Source organism: Actinomadura pelletieri DSM 43383, from assembly GCF_003634705.1.
Classification (GTDB): Bacteria; Actinomycetota; Actinomycetes; order Streptosporangiales; family Streptosporangiaceae; genus Spirillospora; species Spirillospora pelletieri.
This window is the reverse complement of sequence record NZ_RBWU01000002.1, coordinates 218509-243812: the sequence shown is the minus strand read 5'-3', so window position 1 is coordinate 243812 and position 25304 is coordinate 218509. Positions and strand designations below refer to the sequence as shown.

At 70.2% G+C, this 25304-nt stretch carries 28 protein-coding genes; 11 read left to right on the top strand and 17 right to left on the bottom strand.

The annotated features are described in order from the left end of the window. Positions 1-24: 24 nt before the first annotated feature. Both BZB76_RS07915 and BZB76_RS07910 read left to right on the top strand, forming a co-directional pair. A complete protein-coding gene (locus BZB76_RS07915) occupies positions 25-825 on the top strand; it encodes a purine-nucleoside phosphorylase (protein ID WP_121433662.1) in 801 nt (266 codons plus the stop codon). Continuing rightward, a complete protein-coding gene (locus BZB76_RS07910) occupies positions 822-2474 on the top strand; it encodes a phospho-sugar mutase (RefSeq protein ID WP_121433661.1) in 1653 nt (550 codons plus the stop codon). The genes BZB76_RS07915 and BZB76_RS07910 overlap by 4 nt, the downstream gene beginning before the upstream one ends. Here BZB76_RS07910 and BZB76_RS07905 read toward each other — a convergent pair. The 4 genes from BZB76_RS07905 to BZB76_RS07890 all read right to left on the bottom strand — a co-directional run bounded on the left by BZB76_RS07905 (position 2446) and on the right by BZB76_RS07890 (position 6039). After that, positions 2446-3054, bottom strand: coding sequence for a PH domain-containing protein (locus BZB76_RS07905; protein ID WP_121433660.1), 609 nt, complete (start codon positions 3052-3054; stop codon positions 2446-2448). The genes BZB76_RS07910 and BZB76_RS07905 overlap by 29 nt on opposite strands. Positions 3055-3061: 7 nt before the next feature. Next, the gene (locus BZB76_RS07900) at positions 3062-4153 is read right to left on the bottom strand and encodes an adenosine deaminase (RefSeq protein WP_121433659.1); all 1092 of its coding nucleotides are present in this window, start codon (positions 4151-4153) and stop codon (positions 3062-3064) included. A gap of 78 nt (positions 4154-4231) precedes the next feature. Further along, positions 4232-5062, bottom strand: a complete 831-nt coding sequence (locus tag BZB76_RS07895) for an ABC transporter permease (protein ID WP_121433658.1) — start codon at positions 5060-5062, stop codon at positions 4232-4234. Next, the gene (locus BZB76_RS07890) at positions 5059-6039 is read right to left on the bottom strand and encodes an ATP-binding cassette domain-containing protein (protein ID WP_121433657.1); all 981 of its coding nucleotides are present in this window, start codon (positions 6037-6039) and stop codon (positions 5059-5061) included. The genes BZB76_RS07895 and BZB76_RS07890 overlap by 4 nt, the downstream gene beginning before the upstream one ends. 142 nt (positions 6040-6181) lie before the next feature. Between BZB76_RS07890 and BZB76_RS07885 the strand changes: the two genes are divergently transcribed. The 3 genes from BZB76_RS07885 to BZB76_RS07875 all read left to right on the top strand — a co-directional run bounded on the left by BZB76_RS07885 (position 6182) and on the right by BZB76_RS07875 (position 8586). Beyond that, positions 6182-6949, top strand: a complete 768-nt coding sequence (locus BZB76_RS07885; RefSeq protein WP_211342895.1) for a TetR/AcrR family transcriptional regulator — start codon at positions 6182-6184, stop codon at positions 6947-6949. A 44-nt stretch (positions 6950-6993) separates the two neighbouring features. Further along, positions 6994-7641, top strand: a complete 648-nt coding sequence (locus tag BZB76_RS07880; protein WP_121433655.1) for a maltokinase N-terminal cap-like domain-containing protein — start codon at positions 6994-6996, stop codon at positions 7639-7641. Positions 7642-8157: 516 nt separating this feature from the next. Continuing rightward, positions 8158-8586, top strand: coding sequence for a hypothetical protein (locus BZB76_RS07875; protein ID WP_121433654.1), 429 nt, complete (start codon positions 8158-8160; stop codon positions 8584-8586). 50 nt (positions 8587-8636) lie between these two features. Here BZB76_RS07875 and BZB76_RS07870 read toward each other — a convergent pair whose 3' ends face one another. Beyond that, on the bottom strand, positions 8637-8993 hold the full coding sequence (locus BZB76_RS07870) for a cupin domain-containing protein (protein WP_121433653.1): 357 nt from the start codon (positions 8991-8993) through the stop codon (positions 8637-8639). Between the two features lie 167 nt (positions 8994-9160). Here BZB76_RS07870 and BZB76_RS07865 point away from each other — a divergent pair, with 167 nt between their 5' ends. Both BZB76_RS07865 and BZB76_RS35205 read left to right on the top strand, forming a co-directional pair. Further along, positions 9161-9703: a GNAT family N-acetyltransferase gene (locus tag BZB76_RS07865; protein WP_121433652.1), complete on the top strand. Its 543-nt coding sequence runs from the start codon at positions 9161-9163 to the stop codon at positions 9701-9703. 15 nt (positions 9704-9718) lie between these two features. After that, positions 9719-9865, top strand: coding sequence for a hypothetical protein (locus BZB76_RS35205; protein WP_211342894.1), 147 nt, complete (start codon positions 9719-9721; stop codon positions 9863-9865). A 155-nt stretch (positions 9866-10020) separates the two neighbouring features. Here the strand turns inward: BZB76_RS35205 and BZB76_RS07860 are convergent, their stop codons facing one another. Together BZB76_RS07860 and BZB76_RS07855 are read right to left on the bottom strand one after the other, a co-directional pair. Then, a complete protein-coding gene (locus BZB76_RS07860; RefSeq protein ID WP_246006817.1) occupies positions 10021-10491 on the bottom strand; it encodes a BP74-related protein in 471 nt (156 codons plus the stop codon). A 147-nt stretch (positions 10492-10638) separates the two neighbouring features. Beyond that, entirely contained in the window at positions 10639-11382 is a 744-nt protein-coding gene (locus BZB76_RS07855; protein WP_211342893.1) for a TioE family transcriptional regulator, read from the bottom strand. Positions 11383-11492: 110 nt separating this feature from the next. Here BZB76_RS07855 and BZB76_RS07850 point away from each other — a divergent pair, with 110 nt between their 5' ends. Then, the gene (locus BZB76_RS07850; RefSeq protein ID WP_121433649.1) at positions 11493-12341 is read left to right on the top strand and encodes an SCO6745 family protein; all 849 of its coding nucleotides are present in this window, start codon (positions 11493-11495) and stop codon (positions 12339-12341) included. 1 nt (position 12342) lies between these two features. Here the strand turns inward: BZB76_RS07850 and crcB (BZB76_RS07845) are convergent, their stop codons facing one another. Both crcB (BZB76_RS07845) and crcB (BZB76_RS07840) read right to left on the bottom strand, forming a co-directional pair. Next, the gene (crcB, locus tag BZB76_RS07845; protein ID WP_121433648.1) at positions 12343-12717 is read right to left on the bottom strand and encodes a fluoride efflux transporter CrcB; all 375 of its coding nucleotides are present in this window, start codon (positions 12715-12717) and stop codon (positions 12343-12345) included. Beyond that, positions 12714-13184, bottom strand: a complete 471-nt coding sequence (crcB, locus tag BZB76_RS07840; protein ID WP_246006816.1) for a fluoride efflux transporter CrcB — start codon at positions 13182-13184, stop codon at positions 12714-12716. Before crcB (BZB76_RS07840) ends, crcB (BZB76_RS07845) begins: the two co-directional genes overlap by 4 nt. A gap of 196 nt (positions 13185-13380) precedes the next feature. Here crcB (BZB76_RS07840) and BZB76_RS07835 point away from each other — a divergent pair, with 196 nt between their 5' ends. Together BZB76_RS07835 and BZB76_RS07830 are read left to right on the top strand one after the other, a co-directional pair. After that, positions 13381-14268 (top strand): MerR family transcriptional regulator, encoded by an 888-nt coding sequence (locus BZB76_RS07835; protein ID WP_121433647.1) that lies wholly within the window; start codon positions 13381-13383, stop codon positions 14266-14268. Positions 14269-14399: 131 nt separating this feature from the next. Further along, entirely contained in the window at positions 14400-15032 is a 633-nt protein-coding gene (locus BZB76_RS07830; protein ID WP_121433646.1) for a DUF4360 domain-containing protein, read from the top strand. A 65-nt stretch (positions 15033-15097) separates the two neighbouring features. Here the strand turns inward: BZB76_RS07830 and BZB76_RS07825 are convergent, their stop codons facing one another. Further along, positions 15098-15808, bottom strand: a complete 711-nt coding sequence (locus tag BZB76_RS07825) for a TetR/AcrR family transcriptional regulator (RefSeq protein ID WP_121433645.1) — start codon at positions 15806-15808, stop codon at positions 15098-15100. A gap of 90 nt (positions 15809-15898) precedes the next feature. On the opposite strand from BZB76_RS07825, the gene BZB76_RS07820 reads away from it, so the two are divergent. Then, entirely contained in the window at positions 15899-16642 is a 744-nt protein-coding gene (locus tag BZB76_RS07820; protein ID WP_121433644.1) for a siderophore-interacting protein, read from the top strand. Here BZB76_RS07820 and BZB76_RS07815 read toward each other — a convergent pair. The 7 genes from BZB76_RS07815 to BZB76_RS07785 form a co-directional block, all read right to left on the bottom strand. Beyond that, positions 16639-17907 carry a thymidine phosphorylase gene (locus BZB76_RS07815; protein WP_121433643.1) on the bottom strand — a complete coding sequence of 423 codons (1269 nt, stop codon included), beginning with the start codon at positions 17905-17907 and terminating at the stop codon, positions 16639-16641. The two genes, BZB76_RS07820 and BZB76_RS07815, sit on opposite strands and share 4 nt — an antisense overlap. A gap of 4 nt (positions 17908-17911) precedes the next feature. Next, positions 17912-18316 carry a cytidine deaminase gene (locus tag BZB76_RS07810; protein WP_121433642.1) on the bottom strand — a complete coding sequence of 135 codons (405 nt, stop codon included), beginning with the start codon at positions 18314-18316 and terminating at the stop codon, positions 17912-17914. A 4-nt stretch (positions 18317-18320) separates the two neighbouring features. Next, on the bottom strand, positions 18321-19673 hold the full coding sequence (locus BZB76_RS07805; protein ID WP_121433641.1) for an ABC transporter permease: 1353 nt from the start codon (positions 19671-19673) through the stop codon (positions 18321-18323). Then, positions 19670-20914, bottom strand: a complete 1245-nt coding sequence (locus BZB76_RS07800; RefSeq protein WP_121433640.1) for an ABC transporter permease — start codon at positions 20912-20914, stop codon at positions 19670-19672. The genes BZB76_RS07805 and BZB76_RS07800 overlap by 4 nt, the downstream gene beginning before the upstream one ends. Further along, positions 20911-22416 carry an ABC transporter ATP-binding protein gene (locus tag BZB76_RS07795; protein WP_246006815.1) on the bottom strand — a complete coding sequence of 502 codons (1506 nt, stop codon included), beginning with the start codon at positions 22414-22416 and terminating at the stop codon, positions 20911-20913. Before BZB76_RS07795 ends, BZB76_RS07800 begins: the two co-directional genes overlap by 4 nt. 132 nt (positions 22417-22548) lie before the next feature. Beyond that, positions 22549-23610 carry a BMP family lipoprotein gene (locus tag BZB76_RS07790; protein WP_246006814.1) on the bottom strand — a complete coding sequence of 354 codons (1062 nt, stop codon included), beginning with the start codon at positions 23608-23610 and terminating at the stop codon, positions 22549-22551. A gap of 291 nt (positions 23611-23901) precedes the next feature. After that, entirely contained in the window at positions 23902-25197 is a 1296-nt protein-coding gene (locus tag BZB76_RS07785; protein WP_420534774.1) for a M20 family metallopeptidase, read from the bottom strand. Positions 25198-25304 lie beyond the last annotated feature (107 nt).

Here is a 25304-nt window from a genome sequence, read left to right as displayed (position 1 = left end):
GACGGCGCCGGTAATGTCGGCGCTGTGAGCATCGACGCTTTCACGGTGGCGGCGGAGGCCGCGGAGGAGTTGCGGGCCCGAACGTCTTCGGGTTCGTTCGATGTGGCTGTGGTGATGGGTTCGGGGTGGGTGCCGGCCGCGGACGCGTTGGGTGAGCCCGTCGCCGAGTTCCCGGTCACCGACCTGCCGGGCTTCGCCCGACCTGCCGTGGAGGGTCATGCGGGTCGGGTGCGGGTGGTGGAGACGGCCGGGCGCCGGGTGTTGGTGTTGTTGGGCCGCACCCACCTGTACGAAGGCCACGGCGTCGACGCGGTGGTGCACCCGATCCGGACGGCGCTGGCCGCCGGGGTCGGGACGGTGGTGTTGACCAACGCGGCGGGTGGGTTGCGGCCCGAGCATCAACAGGTCGGTGATCCCGTCCTGATCGCCGACCATCTCAACCTGTCGGGCGCCAACCCGTTGACCGGCGCGACGTTCCTCGATCTGACCGAGGCGTACTCGGGGCGGTTGCGGGCGTTGGCCAAGGAAGCGGACCCGGACCTGTCGGAGGGGGTGTATGCGGCGTTGCGGGGCCCGTCGTATGAGACGCCCGCCGAGATCCGGATGCTGCGCACATTGGGCGCGGACATGGTCGGGATGTCCACCGTGTTGGAGACGATCGAGGCGCGGCGTGGCGGCGCCGAGGTCCTGGGAATCTCACTGGTCACCAACATCGCGGCCGGGTTGGCGGCCGAACCCCTCGACCACCAAGAGGTCCTGGCCGCGGGCCGTGCATCCGCCGGGCGCATGGGGTCCCTGCTGGCCACGCTGGTACCGCGACTGTGAACGAGCTACGCGCCGCCGCCGAGCAGTGGCTGGCCCAAGACCCCGACCCCGACACCCGCGCCGAACTCCGCGCGATCCTGGACACCGGCGACCAGGCGGCGTTGTCGGCGCGGTTCGGGGCGCGGTTGGAGTTCGGCACGGCGGGGCTGCGGGGGGAGTTGGGTGCGGGCCCGAACCGGATGAACCGGGTGACGGTGATGCGCGCGGCCGCAGGCCTGGGCCGGTGTCTGCCGTCGGGTGGGCGGGTGATCGTGGGGTTCGACGCCCGGCACGGCTCACGACGGTTCGCCCACGACACCGCCGCCGTCCTGGCCGGAGCGGGGTTGCGGCCCGAGGTGTTCGCCCAACCCGTTCCCACACCCGTTCTGGCGCATTTCACGCGCGCCTTCGAGGATGTGGTGGCGGGGGTGATGGTGACCGCCAGCCACAACCCGCCCCGCGATAACGGCTACAAGGTGTACTGGTCCGACGGCGCCCAGATCATTCCACCCACCGATGCCGAGATCTCCGCCGCGATCGACACCATCGACCGCGTGGACACCCTCCCCCTCGGTGACTCCTGGCCCGTCCACGACAACACCGACCTGTACCTGGACGCCGTAGCCTCCCTCGAACTCGGCCCACCCGACCCGAATCTGTCGATCGTCTACACACCCCTGCACGGGGTCGGACGCGACACCCTCCTCACCGCCTTCGTACGCGCCGGGTTCGCTGCTCCGATCGTCGTGCCGGAGCAGGCTGATCCGGATCCGGACTTTCCGACCGTGGCGTTCCCCAACCCCGAAGAACCCGGCGCCCTCGACCTGGCTGTCACGCTCGCTGAGGCGCGGGGGGCGGATCTGGTGATCGCCAACGATCCCGACGCCGACCGCTGCGCCGTCGCCGTCCCCCACGCCGGAGGGTGGCGGGTGTTGACCGGGGACGAGGTCGGCGGGCTGCTGGCCGAACACATCTTGAACCACACCACCGGCCCTGACCGGCTGGTGGCCACCACGATCGTGTCCTCGTCGCTGCTGCGCTCGATCGCCGCCGCGCACGGCGTCCGCCACACCGAGACCCTCACCGGCTTCAAATGGATCATGAAAGCCGCCCGGCCTTCCGACCGGCTGGTCTTCGGTTACGAAGAGGCATTGGGTTACAGCGTCGGTGACGACCGGGGGGTGCTGGTCAACGACAAGGACGGCATCACCGCCGCACTCGCGGTCGCCGCCATCGCCGCCCAGGCCCGCCGCGACGACCGCACCCTGCTCGACCTCCTCGACGACCAAGCCCGCCGATACGGACTGCACGCCACCGCACAACTGTCCATCCGGGCCACCGACCCCGCCCAGCTCGCGACCGTGATGACCCGGCTGCGCACCGATCCCCCGACCCGACTCGGCGGACGCACGGTCGAAGTGTTCGACGACCTGGCCGACGGAGTCAACGGCCTCCCCCCGACCGAGGGACTGCGGTTCCGTTTGTCCGGACGGGCACGCCTCATCGTCCGACCGTCCGGAACCGAACCCAAACTCAAGTGCTACCTGGAGACCGTCACACCCGTCCAAGGCGACATCACCACGGCCCGCGCACTCGCCACCACCGACCTGGACGCCCTACGCACCGACGTCGCCGCGATCCTCAGCGGATCGCCTCCACGATCGGGATGACGATCACCGCCACGAGCGGCACGACCAGCGACGCCACCGCCGGTACCGACCATCTGACCGCCCCACGGGCGGGCTTATCCGTGCCCTTCTCCTTCGGGCGGTTCCGCTCCCGGATCTCGTTCAACTGTTCGGCCGCGAAGCCCGCCGGTGTCCGGCCCCGCAGGTCGACGCCCGGTCCCCGGTTCTGTTCTTTGCGGGCGCGGGCCTCCGCCTTCGCCTGGGCGCGCGGCGACGTCTGATGCACCCAGGCCCGGGTCTCCAGCTCCGCGCCGTCCGGGCCCGTGAACCGAACCGTCAGCGCGTTCGTGCCCTCGATCCGCCGGACCGCGCTCCAGGGCGCCCGGGTCTCCCGTAGCGGGTTCCGGATCGTGACCGCCTCGTCGTCCCCGATGATCGCGGGCCGCAGCCCGACCGTGTAGGCGATCCCGGAGCCGAGGAGCAGCACCATCGCCATGGTGAGGACCGTCAGCGAGTACGTGGGGTCGCCGGTGATGCCGAACACCAGGTCGACGAGGTTGAGGACGGCGAACGTCAGCCACGCGTACGCCGCGACCCGCGCGCCCGTGGAACGAATGGTCATGGCCCGATCATGCCAGGGGACGGGTGCCGCTCCACTTGAGCTGCGCGAAACCGGGCTTGATCACGCCGTTGATCAGTTCGAGCCGGTCGGTGAACGGAGCGAACGCCGACTTCATCGCGTTCACCGTGAACCACTGGAGGTCGTCCCACCCGTAGCCGAACACCTCGACGAGCTTCGCGAACTCCTCCGACAGGCTCGTGCCGCTCATCAGCCGGTTGTCGGTGTTCACCGTGACGCGGAAGCTGAGCCGCCGCAGCAGCCCGATCGGATGCTCCGCGATCGACTTCGCCGCGCCCGTCTGGATGTTGGACGTGGGACACATCTCCAGCGGGATTCGCTTGTCCCGGACATAGTCGGCGAGGCGTCCGAGGCGGGCCCCGTCGCCGTCCACCTCGATGTCGTCGATGATCCGCACGCCGTGGCCGAGGCGGTCGGCGCCGCACCACTGGATCGCCTGCCAGATCGACGGGAGCCCGAACCCCTCCCCCGCGTGGATGGTGAAGTGCGCGTTCTCCCGCTGGAGGTACTCGAACGCGTCCAGATGCCGGGTCGGTGGATATCCGGCCTCGGCGCCCGCGATGTCGAACCCGACGACGCCCGCGTCCCGGTACCGGACGGCCAGTTCCGCGATCTCCATGCTGCGCGCCTGGTGCCGCATCGCGGTGACGAGCGTCCCGACCCTGATGCCGAACTCCCGGCCGCCGCGCGCGAACCCGTCGAGGACGGCCTCCACCACCTGTTCCAGCGACAGCCCGTTGCGGAGATGCTGTTCGGGCGCGTACCGGACCTCCGCGTAGACGATGCCGTCGTTGGCGAGGTCCTCGGCGCACTCGTAGGCGACCCGCGTCAGCGCCTCGACGGACTGCATCACGCCGACGGTGTGCGAGAACGTCTCCAGGTACCGCTCCAGGGATCCCGAGTCGGCGGCGGCCTCGAACCATTCCCGCAGGTTGTCGGGGTCCGTGGTGGGCAGGTCCGGGTAGCCGGACTCCCTCGCCAGATCCGCGACCGTTCCGGGCCGCACGCCGCCGTCCAGGTGGTCGTGCAGCAGCACCTTCGGCGCCCGCCGGATTTCCTCAAGAGTCGGCCGAACGTTCATGCCCCGAACCTACCCCGGCCCCGCCCGCGAGGTCCGCGCCATCGCCGGAGGCGTCGGAATGGCGCGGACCATCGCGTCTCAGCGGCTGAGGCGCTGGAAGCGGCGGACGGCGAGCGGCAGGAAGATCACCGTGATGACGACCGGCCAGACGATCGCCATGAGCAGCGCGTGCTGCTCGATCCAGGTGTCGCCCGTCGCGACCGGGTTGCCGAACAGTTCGCGGGACGCCGTCACCGTCGAGGAGACCGGGTTCCACAGCGCGATCGTGCCGAGCCAGTCCGGCATCAGGGACGGCGCCGTGAACGCGCTGGAGATCATTCCGAAGGGGAACGCGACCGCGAACAGGCTCCCGGCCGCCTCCTCGTTGGGGACGAGGAGGCCGAGAACGACCCCGATCCAGATCAGCGCGAAGCGCAGCAGCAACAGGAGCCCGAAGGCGGCGAGGGTGTGGACCACTCCGCCGCTGGAGCGCCAGCCGATCGCCAGCGCCGTCAGACCCAGCACCACCAGGTCGAGGGACGCGCCGAACAGGTCGCCGACGCCGCGTCCGGTGACGACCGCGGACGGCGCCATCGGCATCGACCGGAACCTGTCGGTGACGCCCCGCGCCTTGTCGTACACGACGATGTACGCGGTGTTCATGAAACCGAACGCCATCGTCATGCCGAACATGCCCGGCATCAGGAACTCTTGGTAGTCGCCACCGCCGGGCACCGACATCGCGCTGCCGAAGACGTACCCGAACAGCAGCACCGACACGATGGGGAAGCCGAGCTGCCAGGCGATGTTGCTCGGCTGTCGGACGTAGTGGGTCAGGCCCCGCAGGACGATGGTCCAGGAGTCCGCGACGGCCCAGTAGAGCCGGGTGCCGACACCCTCGTCGTCGGCGATCTTGGCGTCGACGCTCACGCTTGCACCTTCTCCTTCGTCGCGGGCTCGTCGTCGTCGGCGCGGTGCCCGGTGAGGCGCAGGAACACCTCGTCCAGCGTGGGGCGCCGCAGACCGATGTCCTCGACGGCGATGCCGTCGTCCTGGAGGGTGCGGGCGACGTCGGTCAGCGCGGCCACCCGTTCGGCGACCGGCGCGTGCACCCGTCCCGCCGTCTCGTCGATCTCCGGTTCGGCGGACGCGACGCGGGCGACGACCGCCGCGGCGGCGGACAGGTTCGCGGGGTCGCGCACCACGACCTCGATCCGGTCGCCGCCGATCAGCCGTTTCAGCGACTCGGGCGGGCCGTCGGCGATGACCCGGCCCCGGTCGATCACGGCGATGCGCCCGGCGAGCTGGTCGGCCTCGTCCAGGTACTGCGTCGTCAGCAGGACGGTCGTGCCCCGCGCGACCAGGGACCGGACCGCGTCCCACACCTCGTTGCGACCCCGCGGGTCGAGGCCCGTGGTCGGCTCGTCGAGGAACAGCACGTCCGGCGCGAAGATCATGCTGGCGGCCAGGTCGAGGCGGCGGCGCATACCGCCGCTGTAGGTCTTGATCCCCTTGTCGGCGGCCTCCAGCAGATCGAACTGCTCCAGCAGTTCCTCGGCGCGCTCGGCCGCGCGCTTCTTGCCCAGATGGAACAGGCGGCCGAACATGCGCAGGTTCTGCCGCCCGGTGAGGATCTCGTCCACGGCGGCGTGCTGTCCGGCGAGCCCGATGCGCCGCCGCACCTGCCGCGCCTGGGTGGCGACGTCCAGCCCGGCGACCTCGGCACGGCCGCCGTCCAGCCGGACGAGCGTCGTCAGGATGCGGACGGCGGTGGTCTTTCCCGCCCCGTTCGGGCCGAGCAGTCCGTAGACCATGCCCTTCGGCACCTTCAGGTCGAACCCGTCGAGTGCCTTTTTCTCCCCGTAGTTCTTGCGGATCCCCTCGGCGAGGATCGCGTGTTCCGGCATGCCGCCTCCTATTTCGCGTATGCCCTACGCAAATTAGCGTACACTATACTCGAAGTGGGTGCGGGGCCTTTACCGCGCGACGCGGTAGCGTTCTGTCAAGCGACCCGCCGGGAGTCCGGACACGGGTAGATCAGGACGGATGATGACGACGGAGCACGGCGACGACCGTGATCTCGGGCTCAGCCTGAGACTGCTGTGGACCGGCCGCACCCGGCCTCCCCGTGGCCGACCGCCCGCGCTCACCCTCGACCAGATCGTCGAGGCCGCCGTCGAGGTCGCCGACGAGATCGCCCTCACCGAGGGGATCGAAGCGCTGTCGATGCGCCGCGTCGCGAACCGGCTGGGCGTCGGCACGATGACGCTCTACCGCTACGTCCCGGCCAAGAGCGAACTGCTCGACCTCATGCTCGACCGGGTCGTCGAGGTCCCTGATCCGACGTGTGACATCGACGACGAGACGGGCTGGCGCGAGATCCTCACCGAGGAGGCCCGTGGCTACTGGCGGCTGTGCCTCGACCATCCCTGGTATCCGTACGTCGACCAGAGCCGCCCGATCCTCGGACCCAACGCCGTGCGCGGCCTGGACCGGGTCCTCGGTCTCCTGCGCCGCACCGGCGCCTCCGACCGGACGTTGATGATGATGATCGCCGTCCAGCACGACTACGCGAACGGCGTCGTCCGCGGCCACATCAACGAGTTGCGGGCCGAAGCGCGGACGGGCCTCAGCAACGAGGAGTTCTGGGCGCAGCAGGCACCGACGCTGGAGACCGTCCTACACAGCGGCGACTTCCCGACCATGGCCAGCCTGGACGAGAAGACCTTCGACTTCACCTACGAAGAACTCTTCGAGTTCGGCCTCAACAGCCTCCATGACGGCTTCGCGCGCCTCCTGGACGCCACACCGCGGTGAGTGCCGACGATTGCGGCAACAACCAACCAGATAGGTTCGGCACCATGGCTGTCATCCACAACACCACCATGACGCCCGGCAAGCTGGAACTCCTCGCGGCATGGCTGCCCGCCCGCCCCTGGTACGCGGGCGCTCCGGACGGCCCCAACCTGAACAAGGCCGGAGGCTTCCGCCTCGACGACCCGGACGGCGAGGTCGGCATCGAGTTCATGGTGGTCACCGACACCTCCGGTGAACGCCCTGTCGCCTACCACGTACCGGTCACCTACCGAGGCGCCCCACTCGACGGCTCCGAGAACGCGCTCATCGGCACAGCAGAGCACGGGATCCTCGGGCGCCGCTGGATGTACGACGGAACACACGACCCGGTCCTGCTGGCACAACTACTCGCCCTTCTCCAGGGCCGCGCCGAGCCACAGCAACAGAGCGTGAGCGACACCCCCGACCCGTCCGTGACCAGCCACTACACCGGCGACGTCCACTCGACCATGGTCACGTTGACCTTCGTACAGGACAACCAAGACAGCACCAACGCCCTACTGGAGACCAAGCCGCACGGCCCGCTCACCGTCCACGTCAGGCGCGTCCTCAGCAACGACGAACCCCCCAACTCCACGGCCCACGTCAACGCCACCTGGACCACACCCGACGGCACCGAACACCACGGCCCCTTCGCCGCCCTACACCCCTAGTCGAGCATCACTCGACATGAACTAGTGCAACGCGGCATGCGGACGCCACCGGATAACCAAACGAGGCTCCCGGCGTCAGCTGTAGCGGCGGGACCCCCTCCGCACGGCGACAGCGGCGCGGACCCGGCCAAGGCCACGGGCACGAACCACGGCCACGTCCGGGGGCCACCTGAACCGCATCCGAGGCGGCACCGAGCACCACAGTCCCTTCGCCGCCCTGCACGCCTAGTCGTGCACCACTCAGCACAAGACCCGGGTGATGCGGCGGCGGGCGGGCGTGGCGGTGGTGCCGGGGAACGAGACCGGAGTTCTGGCGTGAGGTGTGCCGGTGGGGTTTCCCTTGACTTCGGGTGCGTGCGGGGGTCTGGTCAACGGCGCGCTGACCGGGAAGCCTCTTGTCTCGGCCAATACGTCCGCTTAATGTCCCGTTGCCACCCTGTGTCCGTCCCCGGTGAAGCCGGAAGCTGGTCGGGCTCGCCATGACCGGCGAGCCCGACAACGGGAGACGAGACACCGATGACCCTCAATGTCAGGAAGGCCTTCGGCATCGCCGCCGCGGGAGTCGTCATGGCTACCGGATTCACCGGGCTGAGCGGAACGGCCCACGCCGACGATCCCGTCAAGCCCAAGGCGGGCACCGTGCGCCCGAACGCCGACGTGTACGGCGTGTACGTCTGGGCGAGCAACGTCAATATTCGGTGGAATCCCGGAGACGCGTGCGATGACTACCCGTCCGTCGCCAACTGCGCCCGGATCGTGAGAAAGGTTTCCCGCCAGGAAATCGCCGTCTACTGCCAGAAGCGTGGCCAGCTGGTCCGTGAAGGCGGCTACTCCAGCGAGTGGTGGAGCTACGCGGACAACCCGCACGCCCCTGCCGGATACCTCAGCAACGTCTACATCCGGGGCAAGGCCAAACTCGACGGAGTTCCGGTCTGTCCGTGGTGATCTGACGGGCGCCGGGGGCGGAGCACCGCCCCCGGCACAGGCGGTCGGCGTCAGCCGGACTTGGCGTACTCGCCGATGCCGCCCGCGAAGTCGAACACCACGCACGGCTCGTCGCCGACGACCCACGCGTCATGGCCGGGTGGCACGACGAACACGTCGCCGGGGCCGACCTCCCCTTCGGACCCGTCCCGCATGAGGATGCGCATCCGGCCCTCGGCGCAGTAGCCGTTGTGGTGGACCTCGCAGAGGTCCGTGCCCGCGATGTCCTTGACCGACTCGGTCCACCGCCAGCCGGGCTCGAACGTCGCCTTACCGAACACCAGCCCGGTCAGGTTGACGACTTCGAGGTGCCCCCTGGGGAAGTCGCGCCGGTCGTCCGGCTTCTCGATGCTCTTGATTTCCGTCATGATGGGTCCCCCTTTTCACCATCAGTTTCACGCTTGCACTGGGCCTGACCTGCGTCAAGACGTGCGGGCCCACGATCGGGCCGCGGGCGCGGGGACCCTGGCGGCCACCGGGCCGCCCCTGTTGCGATACTGCTGCATCAGCGATCAGGTCGCAGCAGGAGGCTCCGATGGAATGGCTTGACGGTCGGCGTGCGATGGCGATCAGCGGGCAGATCATCGACCTCTACTGCCGGTGCTACGGCTGTCCGCCGTGGTCGGAGACGCCACAGCAGCTTTCCGATTATCCGGACAAACTGGCCGATGCGACCGCTCGGCCCGGTTTCACGGCGATCACCGTCATGGACGCCGAGCGGCTGGTGGGCATGGCCTATGGCTGGCCCACCCGGAATGTCCGGCAGGACGACCGCATGGAACGCGCGGTGGTCTCCGCGTTCGGTGCCGAGCGTGCCGACGAACTCATCGGCGAGTCCTTCGCCGTCGCCGAACTGTTCGTCGATCCCGACGTCCAGGGACGGGGCATCGGCCGCCGGCTGATGCAGGACATCGTCCGCGGGCGGGACTCCGCATGGCTGGTCACCCACGCGCAGGCGCCCGCCGCCCACCTCTACCGCAGCCTCGGTTGGCGGGAACAGGGACCGCTGCCCGGTGACGTCTACCGCCTGCGTCTGTCCCTCTTCACACTCCGCACCTCTACTGACGGCGACACCTGACGGTGGGCCGGCGCCATGCGAGAAATCTGCTTCGTGGGCGCGCCGGTCGGTACGTATCGTCGCCGTGTGAAGCTGTTATCGGTCAATATCGGCAAACCTCGGGCCAATCCGTGGAAGGTGGCCGCGGTGACGGGCATCGAGACCTTTTGCCGCACCTGCTGACCGCCGACGCGCTGCCACAGGACCAGAAGGACCCGGCCCGCCGCCGTATCGCCTGAGCTTCCCGGGTTCGGAGTGTCCGCGGGTGCCCGGGGGCCGGGCTCGACCCCCGGGCGGACGGGTGCGACATCACCGGCGCGGCAGCGCGCCGTGCGGCGTCACGGGGCGGGTATCTCCTTCACCAGGCGGGACGTCCAGGGGCACCACACCAGGCCGGGGAGGAACGCGCCGCCCGCCTCGTCGAGATGGTCCTCGACGTACGGGATGGTGGCGTCGCAGACCTCGATGGCGACGTCGAAGAAGCGGACCGTGCCGGGGTCGTAGTGGAAGCTCCAACGAGGGTTGTAGGGGGCGGTGCGCTTGATGATCCGGCCGAGAATGTGCGGCTGGTCGGCGGTCTGGCCGCTGACGAGCGCCCGTGCGTGCTCGATGTTGGCCGAGTCGGTGAGCTGGACGACGGCCTCCTGCCGGGTGATGTCGGTGAAGACGAAGTACGCCACCGGGTCGGCCGCGGCGGGCCGGGCGCCGCCGAGCAGAATCAGCGGCGCGACGACCGCCAGGGCGATCGCCCCGGCGAGGACCCGCAGGTGGGACATCGCCTGACGCGGCGCGGATCGGGAGGTTGACACGTGCACAGTTCCCTCCGTGGGAGTTCGGTGGGGCGCTCTGGTGCGACCCGAGATCTGCTTACCCAGAGCTTGTGATCGACTACTCTTCGTGTCCGCTTGCGGCAATTTTCTATCGTTGGCACCGCCCATGGTGTAAGCGGCTTCGGGTCACGACCTCTCGGACGCGGGGAGAGTTCGGCTTTCTCGCGGCGGGTCGAGCAAGGTCAGGTAGTCGTTGAGGTTCGCGGCCGCGTTGAGCATGGCCAGGCCCTGCGCGGTCAGTTTGCGGTGCCAGTCGTCCAGGGAAGCGGCCAGGGCGTCGGTGCCGCCCGCCGACCGGACCTGCTGGACGACGGTGGCGATGTGCTCCAGGGGGTAGCCGCCGCGTCTGAGGAGATGGGCCAGCTCGGCGTCCCGGACGTCGCTCGGGCGGAAGACGCGGTAGCCGGTGCGCGGGTCCCGTTCCGGGGCCAGGATTCCGACGCTCTCCCATTTCCGCAGGGTCGCCGGGGTGACGTCGAGCCGGTGGGCCAGCTCGCCGATGATCCATGTCTCGGGGCCCGTCGGTCGTTCGGGTGGGGCGTCGGGCTCCGCGGTCAGATGGTCGACGGCGCTGCGCACCGAGGCGAGGGTGTCCCGGTCGCGGAGCAGCCGGCCATGGCCCCGGTCGATGATCGTCAGCGCCCGGTCGAGTTCGTCGTCGTGGACCGCGTGCATGATCTCACCGGCGGCCGCGTAGCCGTAGGCGGGGACGAGCGAGAGGTAGGCGCGCAGGGCCGCCGCATGCACCTCGGTGAAGATCCGGTAGCCGCTCGGCGTGCGCTCGGCCCGCGGGATGAACCCGTCCCGCTCGTAGTTGCGGACCGCCTGGGTCGAGATCCCGTGCCGGCGCGCGAGGTCGGCTGGTCGCATGGTGATCACCGTGCGGTGACTCTACCTTACGGACGGGCTTCCGACCCGCCTCGGTCTCAACCCAATTCCAATGGCACGATTGAGACATCTGCATAGAGACAGGAGCCGGAATGGACGTATCCATCGCGCGGGACTTCTGGTCGGCCCTCGAACCCCTGCACGCGGTGACGTACTTCGCCCCGGAATGCCTGGCCGCGAACAAGGAGGTCGGGCTCAGGGGATTCTGGATGGGCTACTTCGGCAGTCGCGGGGCTCCGCTGGGGCCCGTCCCCGCCGCGGTGATCGAGGCGTCCTTCTATGGATTCCACCCGGCACGGGTCCGCCGCGCGGTACCGGACGCCTGGGGTTTCGCGTCCCCCGAGAGCATCCTGGCGGTGCGCGGCGTCGCCGCGGCGAAGGCGCTCCGGCGGGCGGTGCCGGACATCGACGGCGTGGCGGCCGAGGCGGCGCCGAAGCTGCGCGCGGTCGTCGAGGCCGCGGACGGAGCCGGACGGGTGCTGTTCGCCGCCAACCGCGATCTCGAATCGCCCGAGGACCCGGTGGAGGCGCTCTGGCAGTCGGCGACGGCGCTTCGCGAACATCGCGGCGACGGGCACGTCGCGGTGCTGACGGCCGAGGGGCTGAACGGTCTGGAGTGCAACGTCCTGGCGTGTGCCGTGAGCGGTACTCCGGGGGAACTGTTGAGGTTCAGCCGCGGCTGGTCGCAGGAGGAATGGGACGAGGCGTCCGCCGCCCTCGCCGCCCGTGGGCTCGTGGACGGGGAGACCGCCACCGACGCGGGTCGAACCCTCAAAGCGGACATCGAACGCCGAACCGACGCCCTGGCCGCACCCCCGTACCAGGCGCTGGACGACCCGGCCGCCCTCCACCGGCTGCTCGCGCCCGTCGCCCGCGCCGTCGCCGAGAACGGTGACATCCCCTTCCCCAACCCGATCGGTCTCCCCCGTCCGGCCCGGTAGGTCAGGCCCACACCGCGTCGGCCAGTGCGGCGCCGAGGAACACCGCGCCCAGTCCCGCGACGACACTGACGATCACGTTGGCGGCGGCGAAGAACCGTTCTCCGGACTCGCTCAGCCGCAGCGTCTCGAACGAGAAGGTCGAGTAGGTCGTCAACGCCCCGCACAGACCCGTCCCCAGCAGCAGCCGCACGTCCTCGGACGCCGCGCCGTGGACGACGGCGCCGGTCAGCACCCCGATGACCAGGCAGCCGGTCACGTTGGCGGTGAACGTGCCCCAGGGAAAGGCGGTGTCGTGCCGGGCCTGGACCGCCCGGTCGGTCAGGTAACGCAACACGGCCCCGACCATGCCACCGGCCACCATCAGGAACCAGTTCACCGGACGCCCCCACGCACGTGGCCCGGCCGTCTCCAAGCGATCAGGCGGCGGGTGACGGTCGCCGCGAACCACACCGCCGCCAGCGCGGCCAGAACCGTGCCCGCCAGGTACGCCAGGGCGGTTCGGGCATGACCGCCGTCGAGCAGGCGTTGAATGTCGGCGGCATAGGTGGAGAACGTGGTGAAACCGCCGAGCACTCCGGTGCCGAAGAACGGGCGCACCAAGCGATGGGCGACCCACACCTCACTGATGATGACCATGAACGCGCCGATGACCGCGCAGCCGACCGCGTTCACGCCCAGCGTCGTCCACGGGAAGGCGTCCGAACCGGTGGGCCAGATCAGCGACGCCGCGTAACGGGCCGCCGCGCCCAGGCCACCACCTGCCGCGACCGCCGCGACCACCGACGCCCGCACCCGCTGGGCGGGCACCGCCGGTTCGACGTCGGGGTCGACGGGCTCGGTCACAGGAGGCACCTCCACTCGCGCGTCGCCCGGCACCGGCGGCAAAGGAGGGACCGTTTCCGGCCCACCGCCGCCACCGTAACATTTCCCCCACCAGCACAAACCGCCCTGAACTCGCCCCGAGGAGCGCGTCGTCGGAGTGTGCGCAGCGGGCGGCGGTTGACCCTGACACCGTGTCATGGTCTGAAGTGGGGCCGTCATGTTGAGCATCGGAGAACTCGCCCGCCGCACCGGGGTCTCGGTCCGGATGTTGCGGCACTACGACACCGTGGGACTGGTGGTGCCCGAACGGGTCGATCCGGCGACCGGCTACCGCTGGTACACCCCCTCGCAGGTCGGACGGGTCAACAGTCTTGTGGCGCTGAAGGAACTCGGGTTCACCCTGGACCAGTGCCGCGCCCTGCTGGACGACCGGGTCTCCGCCGGGCGGCTCCGCGGAATGCTGCGTCTGCGCCAGGCGGAGCTGGAACGGCGCGTCCAACGCGACCGGCGGCGGCTCGCGGAGGTGGAACGGCGGCTCCGAGCGATCGAGGAAGGGCTGACCATGGTCACCGGCACACTGCACCTGCGACCACTGCCCGCGCTTCGCCTCGCACAGGTCAGTGGCGAGGTGAACGACACGAGCGAGATCGGCGCGATGGTCAGCGCCCTGTCCGAGACGCTCGCCGCGCGCCTGTCCGCGGCCGGCACGCCCCTCGTCGGCCGTGGCGTCCGCACCTACCACGGCCGCCCCGACGGATCGAAGATCGACGTCGCGGTCGGCATACCGCTCCCCCCGGGCGCCGACCCGGTGGCCGGGCTGGAACTGGCCGAGGTGCCCGCCGAGAACCGGGGTGCCGTGGTGACGCACCACCGCGCGGCCGGGGACACCCTCGACCCCTGGCTCACCGTCGACGTCGTCCTCGAAGAGCGCGGTCTGGAGTCCTGGGGGGTGTACCGGCAGGTGCACATGGAAGGCGCAGCCGACGGCCTCCAGGTGTTCGAGCTACAGTGCCCGGTCCGCGAGCTCCCCGGACGCGCCCGCGAGCCCCTGGGTGACACGCATGTCCGCCCACCGGACACCGAAGTTAAATATGAAAATCAATAGAATAGAATGAATATTGACAGAATTGCTGACTCGGAAATAATCTATCAGTGATTCTCGGGCCCGCCAGGATCTTCGTGGCCGTGCCGAAAAAACGGCATGGCCGTGCCCCACGTCCGACCTGGAAGGCTGCCATGTTGAACACCGGACGCGCCCTGCCCGCCATCCTGGGCGTCACGCTCGCCCTGCCCGCCCTGACCGCCACGGGCGCCGGTGCCGCAGTCGCGGATCCCCCACCCGACGGTGTGACCATCGAGATCGGGATGGTCAGCGGCACGGACTGCACGCCGGGAGCGATGTCGCTCACCATCTCGCCGGACAACCAGAGCTTCACCCTCGAGCGGGACGAGGTACGCGTCGAGGTCGGCGGCGCGAACCCGGCGACCGAGCGGAGGAGATGCACAATTCTTCTGCGGGTACTCGTTCCACAGGGCTACAGCTACGCCATCAAGCCGGCCGTCGACTACCGCGGCCACGCAGAACTCGAACCGGATGCCTCCGGTGTTCTGACGGTGTCCAACCACCTGCAGGGCACACCGAACACACCGAAGACCCATTCGCTGCACGGCCCGTTCTCCGGCCCCTGGCGATTCCAACCGCCGGACTCCGACCCGGTTTTCAGTCCGTGCGGGGAGCGGCGCTCTTTCATCATCGACTCGGAGTTGCAAGTCAGCCTCGGCACCTCCGACAAGACCAGGACGAGTTACATGACCATGGCGGGTGAAGAGGTCCACCCGATCCTCTACAAGAGGTGCCGCCCCACATGATCCCGCGCACGAGCCCCGGTTCCTGCGCAGCGGCGGCTCGGGAACCGGGGTCCGTCCGGCTCCGGTCAGGCGGGTGGGGGCTCGTAGTCGAGACCGAGTGTCGCGGACAGGTCGCGGAGGCATTCCTCGTAGAGGAATTCCATATCGGTGTAGATGTAGTCGAGCTGGTTGAGGACCTCCATGCACAGGAGGCCGTAGAGGCGGATCCAGCAGGACGTCGTCACATAGACGGCTTCGACGGGTAGCTCGATGCCGAGTTTCTCCGTGTAGGCGCGCAGTTGCTTCCGGATCGCGGGTGGGAGGTCGTCCGGGACGGGAAACGGACGCGTTTCCCACAGCTTCGCGATCTCGTCCTGGAAAACGCGTTCGAAGTCGCGGCCGGCGAGGTTGCGGGCGGAGTCCGGGGCCCGGGTGACCGAGGACGGGACGGGGCTGGTGAAGATCCAGCCGAACTCGGCGGGATGCGCGATCGCCCAGGCGCGCATGGCGCGACAGGCGGCGAGGATGCGGGCGGAGGTCGAGCCACCGGGCCGGGCGTCGCGGGCGGCCCGCATCTCCGCGGCGAGTTCGGCGAAGAAGTCGGCGGTGACGGCCTGGACCAGCTCCTGGTGGCCGGAGAAGTAGTGGTAGAGAGCCGGGCCGCTCATGCCGACCTCACGCGCGACCGCGTTGATCGTCACCGCGGCGGTGCCCCGGGTGGTCAGCAGGGTGCGCGCCGCTTCGCGGATCTCCGTCAGGGTGCCGTCCCGGAGCCGGTCGCGGCGGCTGGTGCTCATGGGCGTCCTCTCGGGGTCGATGGCGTTGACAGTCTATGGCTTCTATGTTTCCTTAATACCTCTAAGAAAATCTATGAGGGGTAAGGAAGCATGGCCCGTAACCCGCTGAACCGCCTGGTCGGCCGGTACGCGATCGGAGCGACGGTCACCGAGGTCGGGGAGGTCACGCCGACGATGAAACGGATCCGGCTCGTCGCCGAGGCGCCGATCACGTTCCCCTACTCGCCCGGTCAGCACGTGCGGATCCAGATCCACGACCCGCTGTCGATGTACGGGCTGCTCCACCCGGTCGAGACCCTCCGCACCTACACGATCTGGGAGTTCGACCGGGGCGCGCGGACGCTGGAGCTTCGCGCGCACCTCTACGACGGCGACGGCATCGGGCTCCGGTGGGCGCGGACGGTCCAGGTCGGCGACGCTGTGACGTTCTGGTGGCCGCAGGGAGACTTCTTCGTCCGGGACGCCGATCACCACGTGTTCGTCGGGGAGGAGACCGCGTCCGTCGCGTTCGGGGCGATGCTGCGGGAGTTGGACGCGTCCGCGCGGGTCTACGGGGTGGTGGAGAGCGAGACCCCCGAGCTCGACCCGCCGCTGCCCGGACCGCACCGGCTGCACCGCGTGCACCGCGAGGGGCGGCCCGCGACGGCGTCCACGGTCATGCTGGACGCCGTGTCACGGCTCGACCTCCCCGAGGGCCCGGGGGCCGCCTATGTGGCCGGGGAGGCTCGAACGTGCCAGCTGGTCCGCGATCATCTGGTGCGGGACCGGGGATGGCCCCGGACGTCGATCAAGGTCAAACCATTCTGGGCGCCCGGTAAGCGCGGCCTGCACTAGACACGGTCGATGATCAGGGGGAGGAGGGTCGGCTTCCCGGTGGTGATCTTGTAGGCGCCGTTCAGGGATTCGAGGGCGCGGGGTAGGCGGGTCTCGTCGTCGGTGTGCAGGGTCAGTAGGGGCCGGCCCTCGGTGACGGTGTCGCCCGGTTTGGCGTGGCAGATGATGCCCGCGGCGGCCGAGACCGGGTCCTCCTTGCGGGCCCGGCCCGCGCCGAGACGCCACGCGGCCACCCCGACGCCGTAGGCGTCCAGGCGGGTCAGGACGCCGCTGGACGGGGCGACGACCGTGTGGGTCTCGCGGGCGGACGGGAGCGGCGCATCGGGATCGCCGCCCTGGGCGCTGATCATGCGGCGCCAGACGTCCATGGCGGAGCCGTCCTTCAGCGCGTCGGCCGGGTCCCTCGACTCCAGACCGGCGGCCGACAGCATCTCCCGCGCGAGGGTCAGCGTCAGCTCGACCACGTCGGCCGGGCCTCCCCCGGCGAGCACCTCCACCGCCTCGGCGACCTCGACGGCATTGCCCACGGCGTTGCCGAGCGGACGGTCCATCGCGGTGAGCAGCGCGGTCGTGCGCACCCCGTGGTCGGTGCCGATCGCGACCATGGTCTCGGCCAGCTCGCGGGCGTTCGCCACGGTCTTCATGAACGCGCCGGAGCCGACCTTGACGTCCAGGACGAGGGCGCCGGTCCCTTCGGCGATCTTCTTCGACATGATCGAGGACGCGATCAGCGGGATCGACTCGACGGTGCCGGTCACATCGCGGAGGGCGTAGAGCTTGCGGTCGGCGGGGGCGAGGCCGCTGCCCGCCGCGCACACCACGGCGCCGGCGGTGCGCAGCACGTCCAGCATCTCGGCGTTCGTCAGGGACGCCCGCCAGCCCGGAACGGACTCCAGCTTGTCGAGCGTGCCGCCGGTGTGGCCGAGGCCGCGTCCCGACAGTTGCGGAACGGCGGCGCCGCAAGCCGCCACCAGCGGCGACAGCGGCAGGGTGATCTTGTCGCCGACCCCGCCCGTGGAGTGCTTGTCGGTGGTCGGACGGTCCAGCTCCGCCCAGTCCATCCGTTCACCGGAGCGGATCATCGCGTCCGTCCAGCGGGCCACCTCGGGCCGGGTCATGCCGTTCAGCAGGATCGCCATCGCCAGCGCCGCCATCTGCTCGTCGGCGATCGCGCCGCGCGTGTAGGCGTCGACGGCCCAGTCGATCTGCTCGGGGGTGAGGGCCGCGCCGTCCCGTTTGGCGCGGATGACGTCGATGGCGTCCACGATCTCAGGCTCTTTTCACGAGGTCGTCGGGGCCGAACGCGTCCGGCAGGACGGCCGACATGGGCAGGATGCCGGTGGTCGTCTCGATCAGCATCGTGGCGCCGCCGTGCTCCCAGAGGAGCTGACGGCAGCGCCCGCACGGCATCAGAGTGTCGCCGTTGCGGTCGACGACCACGACCGCGACGAGCCGGGGCGCGTCGGACTTGCCGGGGCCGTGCAGGGCCGACACGAGCCCGCACTCCGCGCACAGCGTGTTCCCGTACGCGGCGTTCTCGACGTTGCAGCCGGTGATGATCCGGCCGTCGTCCACCAGACCCGCGGCGCCGACGGGAAACCCCGAGTACGGGCAGTAGGCGCGGCTCATCGCCTCCCGCGCGGCGGCGCGCAGTGCAGGCCAGTCGATCTCCATTTCCTTATCGTGCCTCACCGCGCCGGTAACGGACCCCGTTCGCGGCGGGCATGCGGAGGCGTTGGCTGGCCAGCGCGAGGACGAGCAGCGTCGTCAGATGCGGCGTGAACGAGACCAGCTCGCCCGGGACGATGTCGCTCATCAGGAACCAGACGAGCAGCGCGACGGCCGCGACCAGCGCCAGCACGGAGCCGAGGGACGCGGCGCGCACCTCGCGGCGGCCGAGGTCGGTGACCGCATCCGGACGCAGCCGGTTCGCCCGCACCGCCTGCCAGATCGCGACACCGACCAGCAGGATCGCGACGAACAGCAGCAGCGCGTGCACGGACTGCCCGCCGCCGCGCACGTTCATCGCGTCGGTGTATCCGAACAGCAGCGAGCCCGCGGCGAGACCGCCCGGACGCCAGTTCCCGAAGATCATGGCGGCGAGGCCGATGAAGCCGCGGCCGTTGGTCTGACCGTCCTGGTAGACGGAGCTGATCGTGACGAGGAACGCGCCCGCCAGGCCGGAGAACGCACCGGAGATGATCACCGCGGCGTACTTCATGCGGTACACCTGCACGCCGAGGGACTCGGCCGCGTACGGGTCCTCGCCGCAGGAGCGGACCCGCAACCCGAACGGCGTCCGCCACAGCACGATGAAGCTGAGCGGCACCAGCAGCAGCGCCACGAACGTCAGCAGCGACATGTCGCTCGTCAGACCGCGCAGGATGCCCGCGAGGTCGGACACCAGGAACCAGTGATGGTCTTCGAGCGAGCCCAGCCAGTCCGGGCTCTGCCAGCCGCCGACCTTCCCGCCGGACAACACCGGCAGCGTCAATGTCGAGATCGCGTCGACGGGCGGCGACTGGCGTGGGCCGCCGCCGAGCGCCTTCGCCTCGCCCTGGTCGAAGATCAGGTCGGCGAGGAACTGGGTCAGCCCGAGACCGAGGATGTTGATCGCGACACCGGACACGATGTGGTCCACGCCGAACGACACCGTCGCGATGGCGTGCAGGAGGCCGCCGAGCGCGCCGCCGATGATGCCCGCCAGCACCCCGATCCACGGCCCCCACTGGTAGCCGGCCCACGCGCCGGTCCAGGTCCCGAGGATCATCATGCCCTCAAGCCCGATGTTGATCACGCCGGAGCGCTCCGACCAGAGCCCGCCGAGACCCGCCAGGAAGATCGGCACGGCGAGGCGGAGCGCGGCGCTGACCGTTCCGCTGGACGTCACCGGGTCCGCGTCGTCGATCACCCGGACGAGCGACAGCAGCACCAGCAGCCCGGAGGCGATCAGCAGGTAGTGGGGCCAGCGCAGCCGGCGCCCGCCGTTCGGGGCCTTCTTCGCGGGCGCCGTCCCGGTCGCGATGCTCATGAGGCGCTCCCCTCGCGGGCCAGGTCGTGGCCGGTGGCCAGCTCGGCGGCGACGGTCCGCTGCTGGAGCCGGATCTCCCAGCGCCGGACGAGCTCGTACACGATGACGACGGTCAGCACCACCACGCCCTGCATCACCCCGACGATCTCCTTGGGCACATCGACCTCCTGGAGCACGTCGGAGGTCTGGTCGAGGAACCCGAACAGCAGGGCGGCGAGGGCGATCCCGACCGGATGGTTGCGGCCGAGCAGCGCGACCGTGATACCGGTGAAGCCGAGGCCCGCCGGGAAGTTCAGCGAGTACTCGTAGGACGCGCCGAGCAGCTCCGGCATGCCGATCAGCCCGGCCACCACCCCGGACGCCACCATCGTGTAGACGATCATGCGGCGGGCGTCGACGCCGCTGGCCCGCGCGGCGGACGGCGACAGCCCCGACACCTTCAGGTCGAACCCGAACCTGGTGTGGTTGAGCACGACCCAGAACACGATCCCGACGACGATCGCGAGCGGCAGCAGTCCGTACACCTCCCCGGGCAGGTCGATGCCGATCGCGGACAGGAAGCCGTTCAGCGAGCCGACGCGTCCCTCGTCCGGGATCTGCGGGGTCGCGACGTTGTTGCTGCCCGGCCGGAGTTCCGCGAGCCGCTGGTCGTTCAGCAGGTACGCGATCAGACCGGTCGCGATCGCGTTCAGCATGATCGTGGACAGCACCTCGCTGACCCCGCGGGTCACCTTCAGCACACCCGCGATCGCCGCCCACAGCCCGCCGACCACCATCGCCGCGACGATCACCAGCATCTGGCCGAACGGCGCCGGCAGGGTGAGCGCCCCGCCGAGCGCGGCGGCGAGGAACGCGGCCAGCCGGTACTGGCCGTCCACGCCGATGTTCAGCAGCGCCATCCGGAACCCGATCGCGACCGCGACCGCCGACAGGTAGTAGCGGGTCGCGCGGTTGACGATGTCGACGATCGAGTTCTCGGTGGTGCCGTAGTCGATCATGCTCTGCACGGAGCTGAACGGGTCGGCGCCGGTGATCCGCAGCAGGATCATCGTGATGACGAGGGAGATCAGCAGCGCCAGCACCGGCGCGCCGATCCGCAGGCCCAGCCCCCGCGGGCCGAGCCCCCGCAGGATCGCCTGCCACGCCGGAACCGGCTCCGGAGCGGACGGACCGGACGGGTCGGACGGGTCGGCGTCCTTCCGGGGGGACGGCCCTTCGCCCCCGCCGTTCGGTTCGCTCATGAGCGCGCTCCGGCGCCGGTCATCGCGGAGCCGAGCTCCTCCGGGGTGACGGTCCGCGGATCGACCTCCGCGACCAGCCGTCCCCGCAGGATCACATGCAGGGTGTCGGACATACCGATGAGTTCCTCAAGGTCGGCGCTGATCAGCAGCACGGCCAGCCCGTCCGCGCGGGCCCGCCGCAGGTGGTCCCAGATGGCGGCCTGGGCGCCGACGTCGATCCCGCGCGTCGGATGCGCGGCGATCAGCAGGCGCGGCTCCCCGGACATCTCCCGCCCGACGATGAGCTTCTGCTGGTTGCCGCCCGACAGCGCGGCGGCGGGCACGTCGATCCCCGGCGTCCGCACGTCGTACGCCTGGACGATCCGGGTCGTGTCACGGCGGGCGCCGCGCCGGTCCACCCACGGGCCGCGGACGTTCGGCGGCCGTGTCTGGTGGCCCAGCATGCGGTTCTCCCAGAGCGTCCCCTCCAGGACGAGCCCGTGCCGGTGCCGGTCCTCGGGGATGTAGGCGATGCCCGCCTCGCGACGCCGCCGGGTCGTCCAGTGGGTGACGTCCTCGCCGCCGTAGAGGATCGTTCCGGTGTCCGCGTGCCGGATGCCCATGATGGTCTCGATCAGCTCGCTCTGACCGTTGCCCTCGACGCCCGCCAGACCGACGATCTCGCCGCGACGGATGCGCAGCGACACGTCGTCGACGACGGGACGGCCCTCGGGGGTGAGAACCGTCAGCCCGGACACGTCGAGCTGGACGTCCTCGGTCACCGTGGACTCGCGCAGCTCCGGGGTCGGCAGCTCCGACCCGACCATCAGCTCCGCCAGCCGCCGGGACGTGGTCTCGCGCGGGTCGAGCCGCGTCGCGACGGTGGTGCCGCGCCGGATCACCGAGATCGTGTCGGCGACGGCCAGCACCTCGTCGAGCTTGTGGGAGATGAACAGCACGGTCAGGCCTTCGGCGCGCAGCTCCCGCAGGTTGCCGAACAGCTCGTCGACCTCCTGCGGGACGAGCACGGCGGTCGGCTCGTCCAGGATCAGCACGCGGGCGCCCCGGTACAGCACCTTGAGGATCTCCACGCGCTGCCGTTCGCCGACGCCGAGTGTCTCGACCAGCACGTCGGGATCGACGCGCAACCCGTACGCCTGCGCCATCTCCCTGATCTTGGCGCGGGCGGAGGCGAAGTCGATCCGGCCGAGCCGGCGGGGCTCGGCGCCGAGGATCACGTTCTCCAGGACGGTCAGATTGTCCGCCAGCTTGAAGTGCTGGTGGACCATGCCGATGCCGCGGTCGATGGCGTCGGCGGGCGTCCGGAACGACACCGGTTCGCCCTCGACCTCGATGGTGCCCTCGTCCGGCCGCTGCATCCCGTAGAGGATCTTCATCAGGGTGGACTTGCCGGCGCCGTTCTCGCCGCACAGCGCGTGCACCTCGCCGCGCTCGATGGTGAGATCGATGTCGCGGTTGGCGACCACGCCGGGAAACCGCTTGGTGATCGATGTCAGTCGCACGGCCGGGACCTGGTCGGGCACGAGCGCCCCCCTCCGCCTCGAACGTCCCGCGGGACGTGATATGCCGCGGCACCGGACGTCATCGGGGCGACGACGCCCGGTGCGCATGGCTCCAGTCGGACGAAACCGGATTCAGACCTTGGTCGGGACCTGGATCTCACCGCTGACGATCTTGGCCTTGAGCTCCTCCAGCCTGGCCTTGATGTCGTCGACGTTGCCCCCGGACGGCGCGTAGCCGACGCCGTCGTTCTTCAGGTCGTACTGCTTGGTGCCGGCCTTGAACGTGTTGTTCGCGACGCTCTCCACGAAGTCGTACACGGCGAGGTCGACGTGCTTGACCATCGAGGTGAGGATCTGCTGCTTCACCCCGGCGACGGCGGGCTGGTTGTACTGGTCGGAGTCGACGCCGATCGCCCACTTGCCGGCCTGGCCGACGGTCTTGATGACGCCGATCCCGGCGCCGCCCGCGGCGTGGTAGATGACGTCGGCGTCCTGGTCGAGCTGGCCCTTGGCGGCCTCGTTGCCGAGACCGGTGTCCTTGAAGCCGTTGAAGTTCGGCGGCTGTGTCAGGTACTTCGGCGGCAGGACCTTGATGCCGGGCTTGGCGGCCTTCGCCCCGGCCTGGTACCCGGCGAAGAACTTCTGGATCAGCGGGACGTTGACACCGCCGATGAACCCGATCGTGCCCGACTTGGACTTCAGCGCCGCGGCGGCGCCGACGAGGTAGGAGCCCTGCTCCTCGGAGAAGCAGGCGCCGCTGACGTTCGGGCCCTCGACCTTGCACTGGTCGGCGTCCACGACGAGGAACTTGGTGTTCGGGAAGTCCTTGGCGACCTTGATGATCGCGGTGGTGTACGCGAAGCCGACGCCGATGACGGGGTTGTAGCCCTTGTTGGCCATCAGCCGCAGCCGCGACTCCTTGTCGGCGTCCGGCTCGTCCGGCTTGGCGGAGATCTCCTCGGTCTGGACGTTGAGGTCCTTCTTGGCGCGGTCGAGCCCGGCGGCGGCGGAGTCGTTGAACGACTGGTCGCCGCGTCCACCGATGTCGAAGGCGAGACCGATCTTGAGCGACTTCTTGTCGCCCGTGCCGCCGCCGTCATCGCTGTCGGCCTTCTTGCCACCGCAGGCGGACGCGCTGATCGTCAGCGCCGCACCCGTCACGGCGACGAGCGTAATCTTCAGTCCACGGCGCAACGTCGCGCTCCTTCCGTCCCACCTTCACTGTGGCGGCCCGGTCAGGTCACCGAAATCGCTGCGGACGCTACCCCTCGAACGAGGGCAAACTTCTCGCGTGCATCGATTCGCAACAGGTCCGTTACCAACGCGTAGGCATCTCGCCATGGACCGGACAGAACGGTCGGAGCCGCAGGTCAGCGCCTAATCGGCACGCGCGACGGCCCCGCCGCACCGGCACCGGAGCCGGTGGGCGGAACCGCGAGAATCGGGCCGCGCACCCTGGGAAGGGAGACGTGCCGTGGTCAGGGACTAGGCCAGTGCCGCACCCTCGATCGTCGTCTCCGTGTCGCCGGGACGGCCGCCCTCCCACAGCGCGGTCAGCGCCGTCGCGCTCAGCACCCGCACGCCCACGGCGAGGCAGCGCTCGTCCACGTCGAAGTCGCCCCGGTGCAGGTCGTACTCGCCGGGCGAGCCGGGGGTGCGGACGCCGAGCCGGGCCAGCGCGCCGGGAATCGACTCCAGGTACCAGCCGAAGTCCTCGCCGCCGAGGCTCTGCGGGGTGGGCACCACGCCGTCCTCGTCGATGACCTGCGCGGCGGCGTCCCGGAACATCTGCACGCTGGTCGCCTCGTTCACGGTCGGCGGGACGCCCCGGACGTACTCCAGCGACGCCTCCACGTCGTAGGCGGCGGCGACCGACTGCAACAGCGCCTTCATCATCTCCGGGGCCCGGTGCCAGGCCTCGTCGTCCAGGCAGCGGACCGTGCCCTCGGCGATCCCGTCGTCGGGGATGGCGTTGGCGACCGACCCGGCCGACACCCGTCCCCACACCAGCGACAGGCTGGAGCGCGGGTCGACGCGGCGCGACAGCGCGGACGGCAGCTCGGTGACGATCTTGGCGAGCGCGTAGACGAGGTCGGCGGTCAGATGCGGCCGGGCGGTGTGCCCGCCGGGGCCGGTGACCTTCACGTACACCTTGTCGCACGCGGCGGTGATCGGACCGGTGCGCAGGCCGAGCTGCCCGACCTCGATCCGCGGGTCGCAGTGCAGCGCGAAGGCCCGGTCGACGCCGACGATGCCGCCGGCCGCCATCACGTCCAGCGCCCCGCCCGGGGTCTCCTCGGCGGGCTGGAACAGCAGCCGGACCCGGCCGGGCAGCAGCCCCGCCTCCGCCTGCTGCGCGAGGAACAGGCCCGCGCCCAGCACCATCGCGGTGTGGACGTCATGGCCGCACGCGTGCGCGACGCCCGGAACCGTGGACCGGTACGGGGCGTCCTCCTTCTCGTCCTGGAGCGGAAGCGCGTCGATGTCGGCGCGCAGCGCGACCGTGCCGCCGTCCTCGGGCCCGATGTCGCAGAACAGCCCGGTGCCCTTTGGCAGGATCACCGGCTTCAGGCCCGCGGCGCGCAGCCGCTCGGCGAGCTTGCGCGTCGTGCGGTGCTCGGCATAGCCCAGCTCGGGATGCATGTGCAGGTCGCGGCGGAAGGCGATCAGCTCGTCCTCGTGCGCGGCCAGGAAGGCGTCGAGCTGCGGCTGCAGGACCGCGCCGCCGAGGACCGCCGAACCCGCGGACGCGGCGCCCTCCGCCGGGGCGCCCGGAACGATCTCCCCCGCCGCGGCCCCCTGCGGCAGGGTTTCGTCCGGGACCGTTCCTTCCGGAATACTTTCGTCGGGATCGTCCTCTCCGCCGGACGTGTTCCCGGTGGCCGCGC

Coding starts and splice junctions, on each gene's coding strand:
- BZB76_RS07835 (WP_121433647.1), top strand. CDS start 13,381: ATGTTGAGCATCGGAGAACTCGCCCGCCGCACCGGGGTCTCGGTCCGG.
- BZB76_RS35205 (WP_211342894.1), top strand. CDS start 9,719: ATGCGAGAAATCTGCTTCGTGGGCGCGCCGGTCGGTACGTATCGTCGC.
- BZB76_RS07825 (WP_121433645.1), bottom strand. CDS start 15,808: ATGAGCACCAGCCGCCGCGACCGGCTCCGGGACGGCACCCTGACGGAG.
- BZB76_RS07830 (WP_121433646.1), top strand. CDS start 14,400: ATGTTGAACACCGGACGCGCCCTGCCCGCCATCCTGGGCGTCACGCTC.
- BZB76_RS07820 (WP_121433644.1), top strand. CDS start 15,899: ATGGCCCGTAACCCGCTGAACCGCCTGGTCGGCCGGTACGCGATCGGA.
- BZB76_RS07805 (WP_121433641.1), bottom strand. CDS start 19,673: ATGAGCATCGCGACCGGGACGGCGCCCGCGAAGAAGGCCCCGAACGGC.
- BZB76_RS07880 (WP_121433655.1), top strand. CDS start 6,994: ATGGCTGTCATCCACAACACCACCATGACGCCCGGCAAGCTGGAACTC.
- BZB76_RS07855 (WP_211342893.1), bottom strand. CDS start 11,382: ATGCGACCAGCCGACCTCGCGCGCCGGCACGGGATCTCGACCCAGGCG.
- BZB76_RS07865 (WP_121433652.1), top strand. CDS start 9,161: ATGGAATGGCTTGACGGTCGGCGTGCGATGGCGATCAGCGGGCAGATC.
- BZB76_RS07810 (WP_121433642.1), bottom strand. CDS start 18,316: ATGGAGATCGACTGGCCTGCACTGCGCGCCGCCGCGCGGGAGGCGATG.
- BZB76_RS07800 (WP_121433640.1), bottom strand. CDS start 20,914: ATGAGCGAACCGAACGGCGGGGGCGAAGGGCCGTCCCCCCGGAAGGAC.
- BZB76_RS07900 (WP_121433659.1), bottom strand. CDS start 4,153: ATGAACGTTCGGCCGACTCTTGAGGAAATCCGGCGGGCGCCGAAGGTG.
- BZB76_RS07875 (WP_121433654.1), top strand. CDS start 8,158: ATGACCCTCAATGTCAGGAAGGCCTTCGGCATCGCCGCCGCGGGAGTC.
- BZB76_RS07890 (WP_121433657.1), bottom strand. CDS start 6,039: ATGCCGGAACACGCGATCCTCGCCGAGGGGATCCGCAAGAACTACGGG.
- BZB76_RS07885 (WP_211342895.1), top strand. CDS start 6,182: ATGACGACGGAGCACGGCGACGACCGTGATCTCGGGCTCAGCCTGAGA.
- BZB76_RS07850 (WP_121433649.1), top strand. CDS start 11,493: ATGGACGTATCCATCGCGCGGGACTTCTGGTCGGCCCTCGAACCCCTG.
- BZB76_RS07905 (WP_121433660.1), bottom strand. CDS start 3,054: ATGACCATTCGTTCCACGGGCGCGCGGGTCGCGGCGTACGCGTGGCTG.
- BZB76_RS07870 (WP_121433653.1), bottom strand. CDS start 8,993: ATGACGGAAATCAAGAGCATCGAGAAGCCGGACGACCGGCGCGACTTC.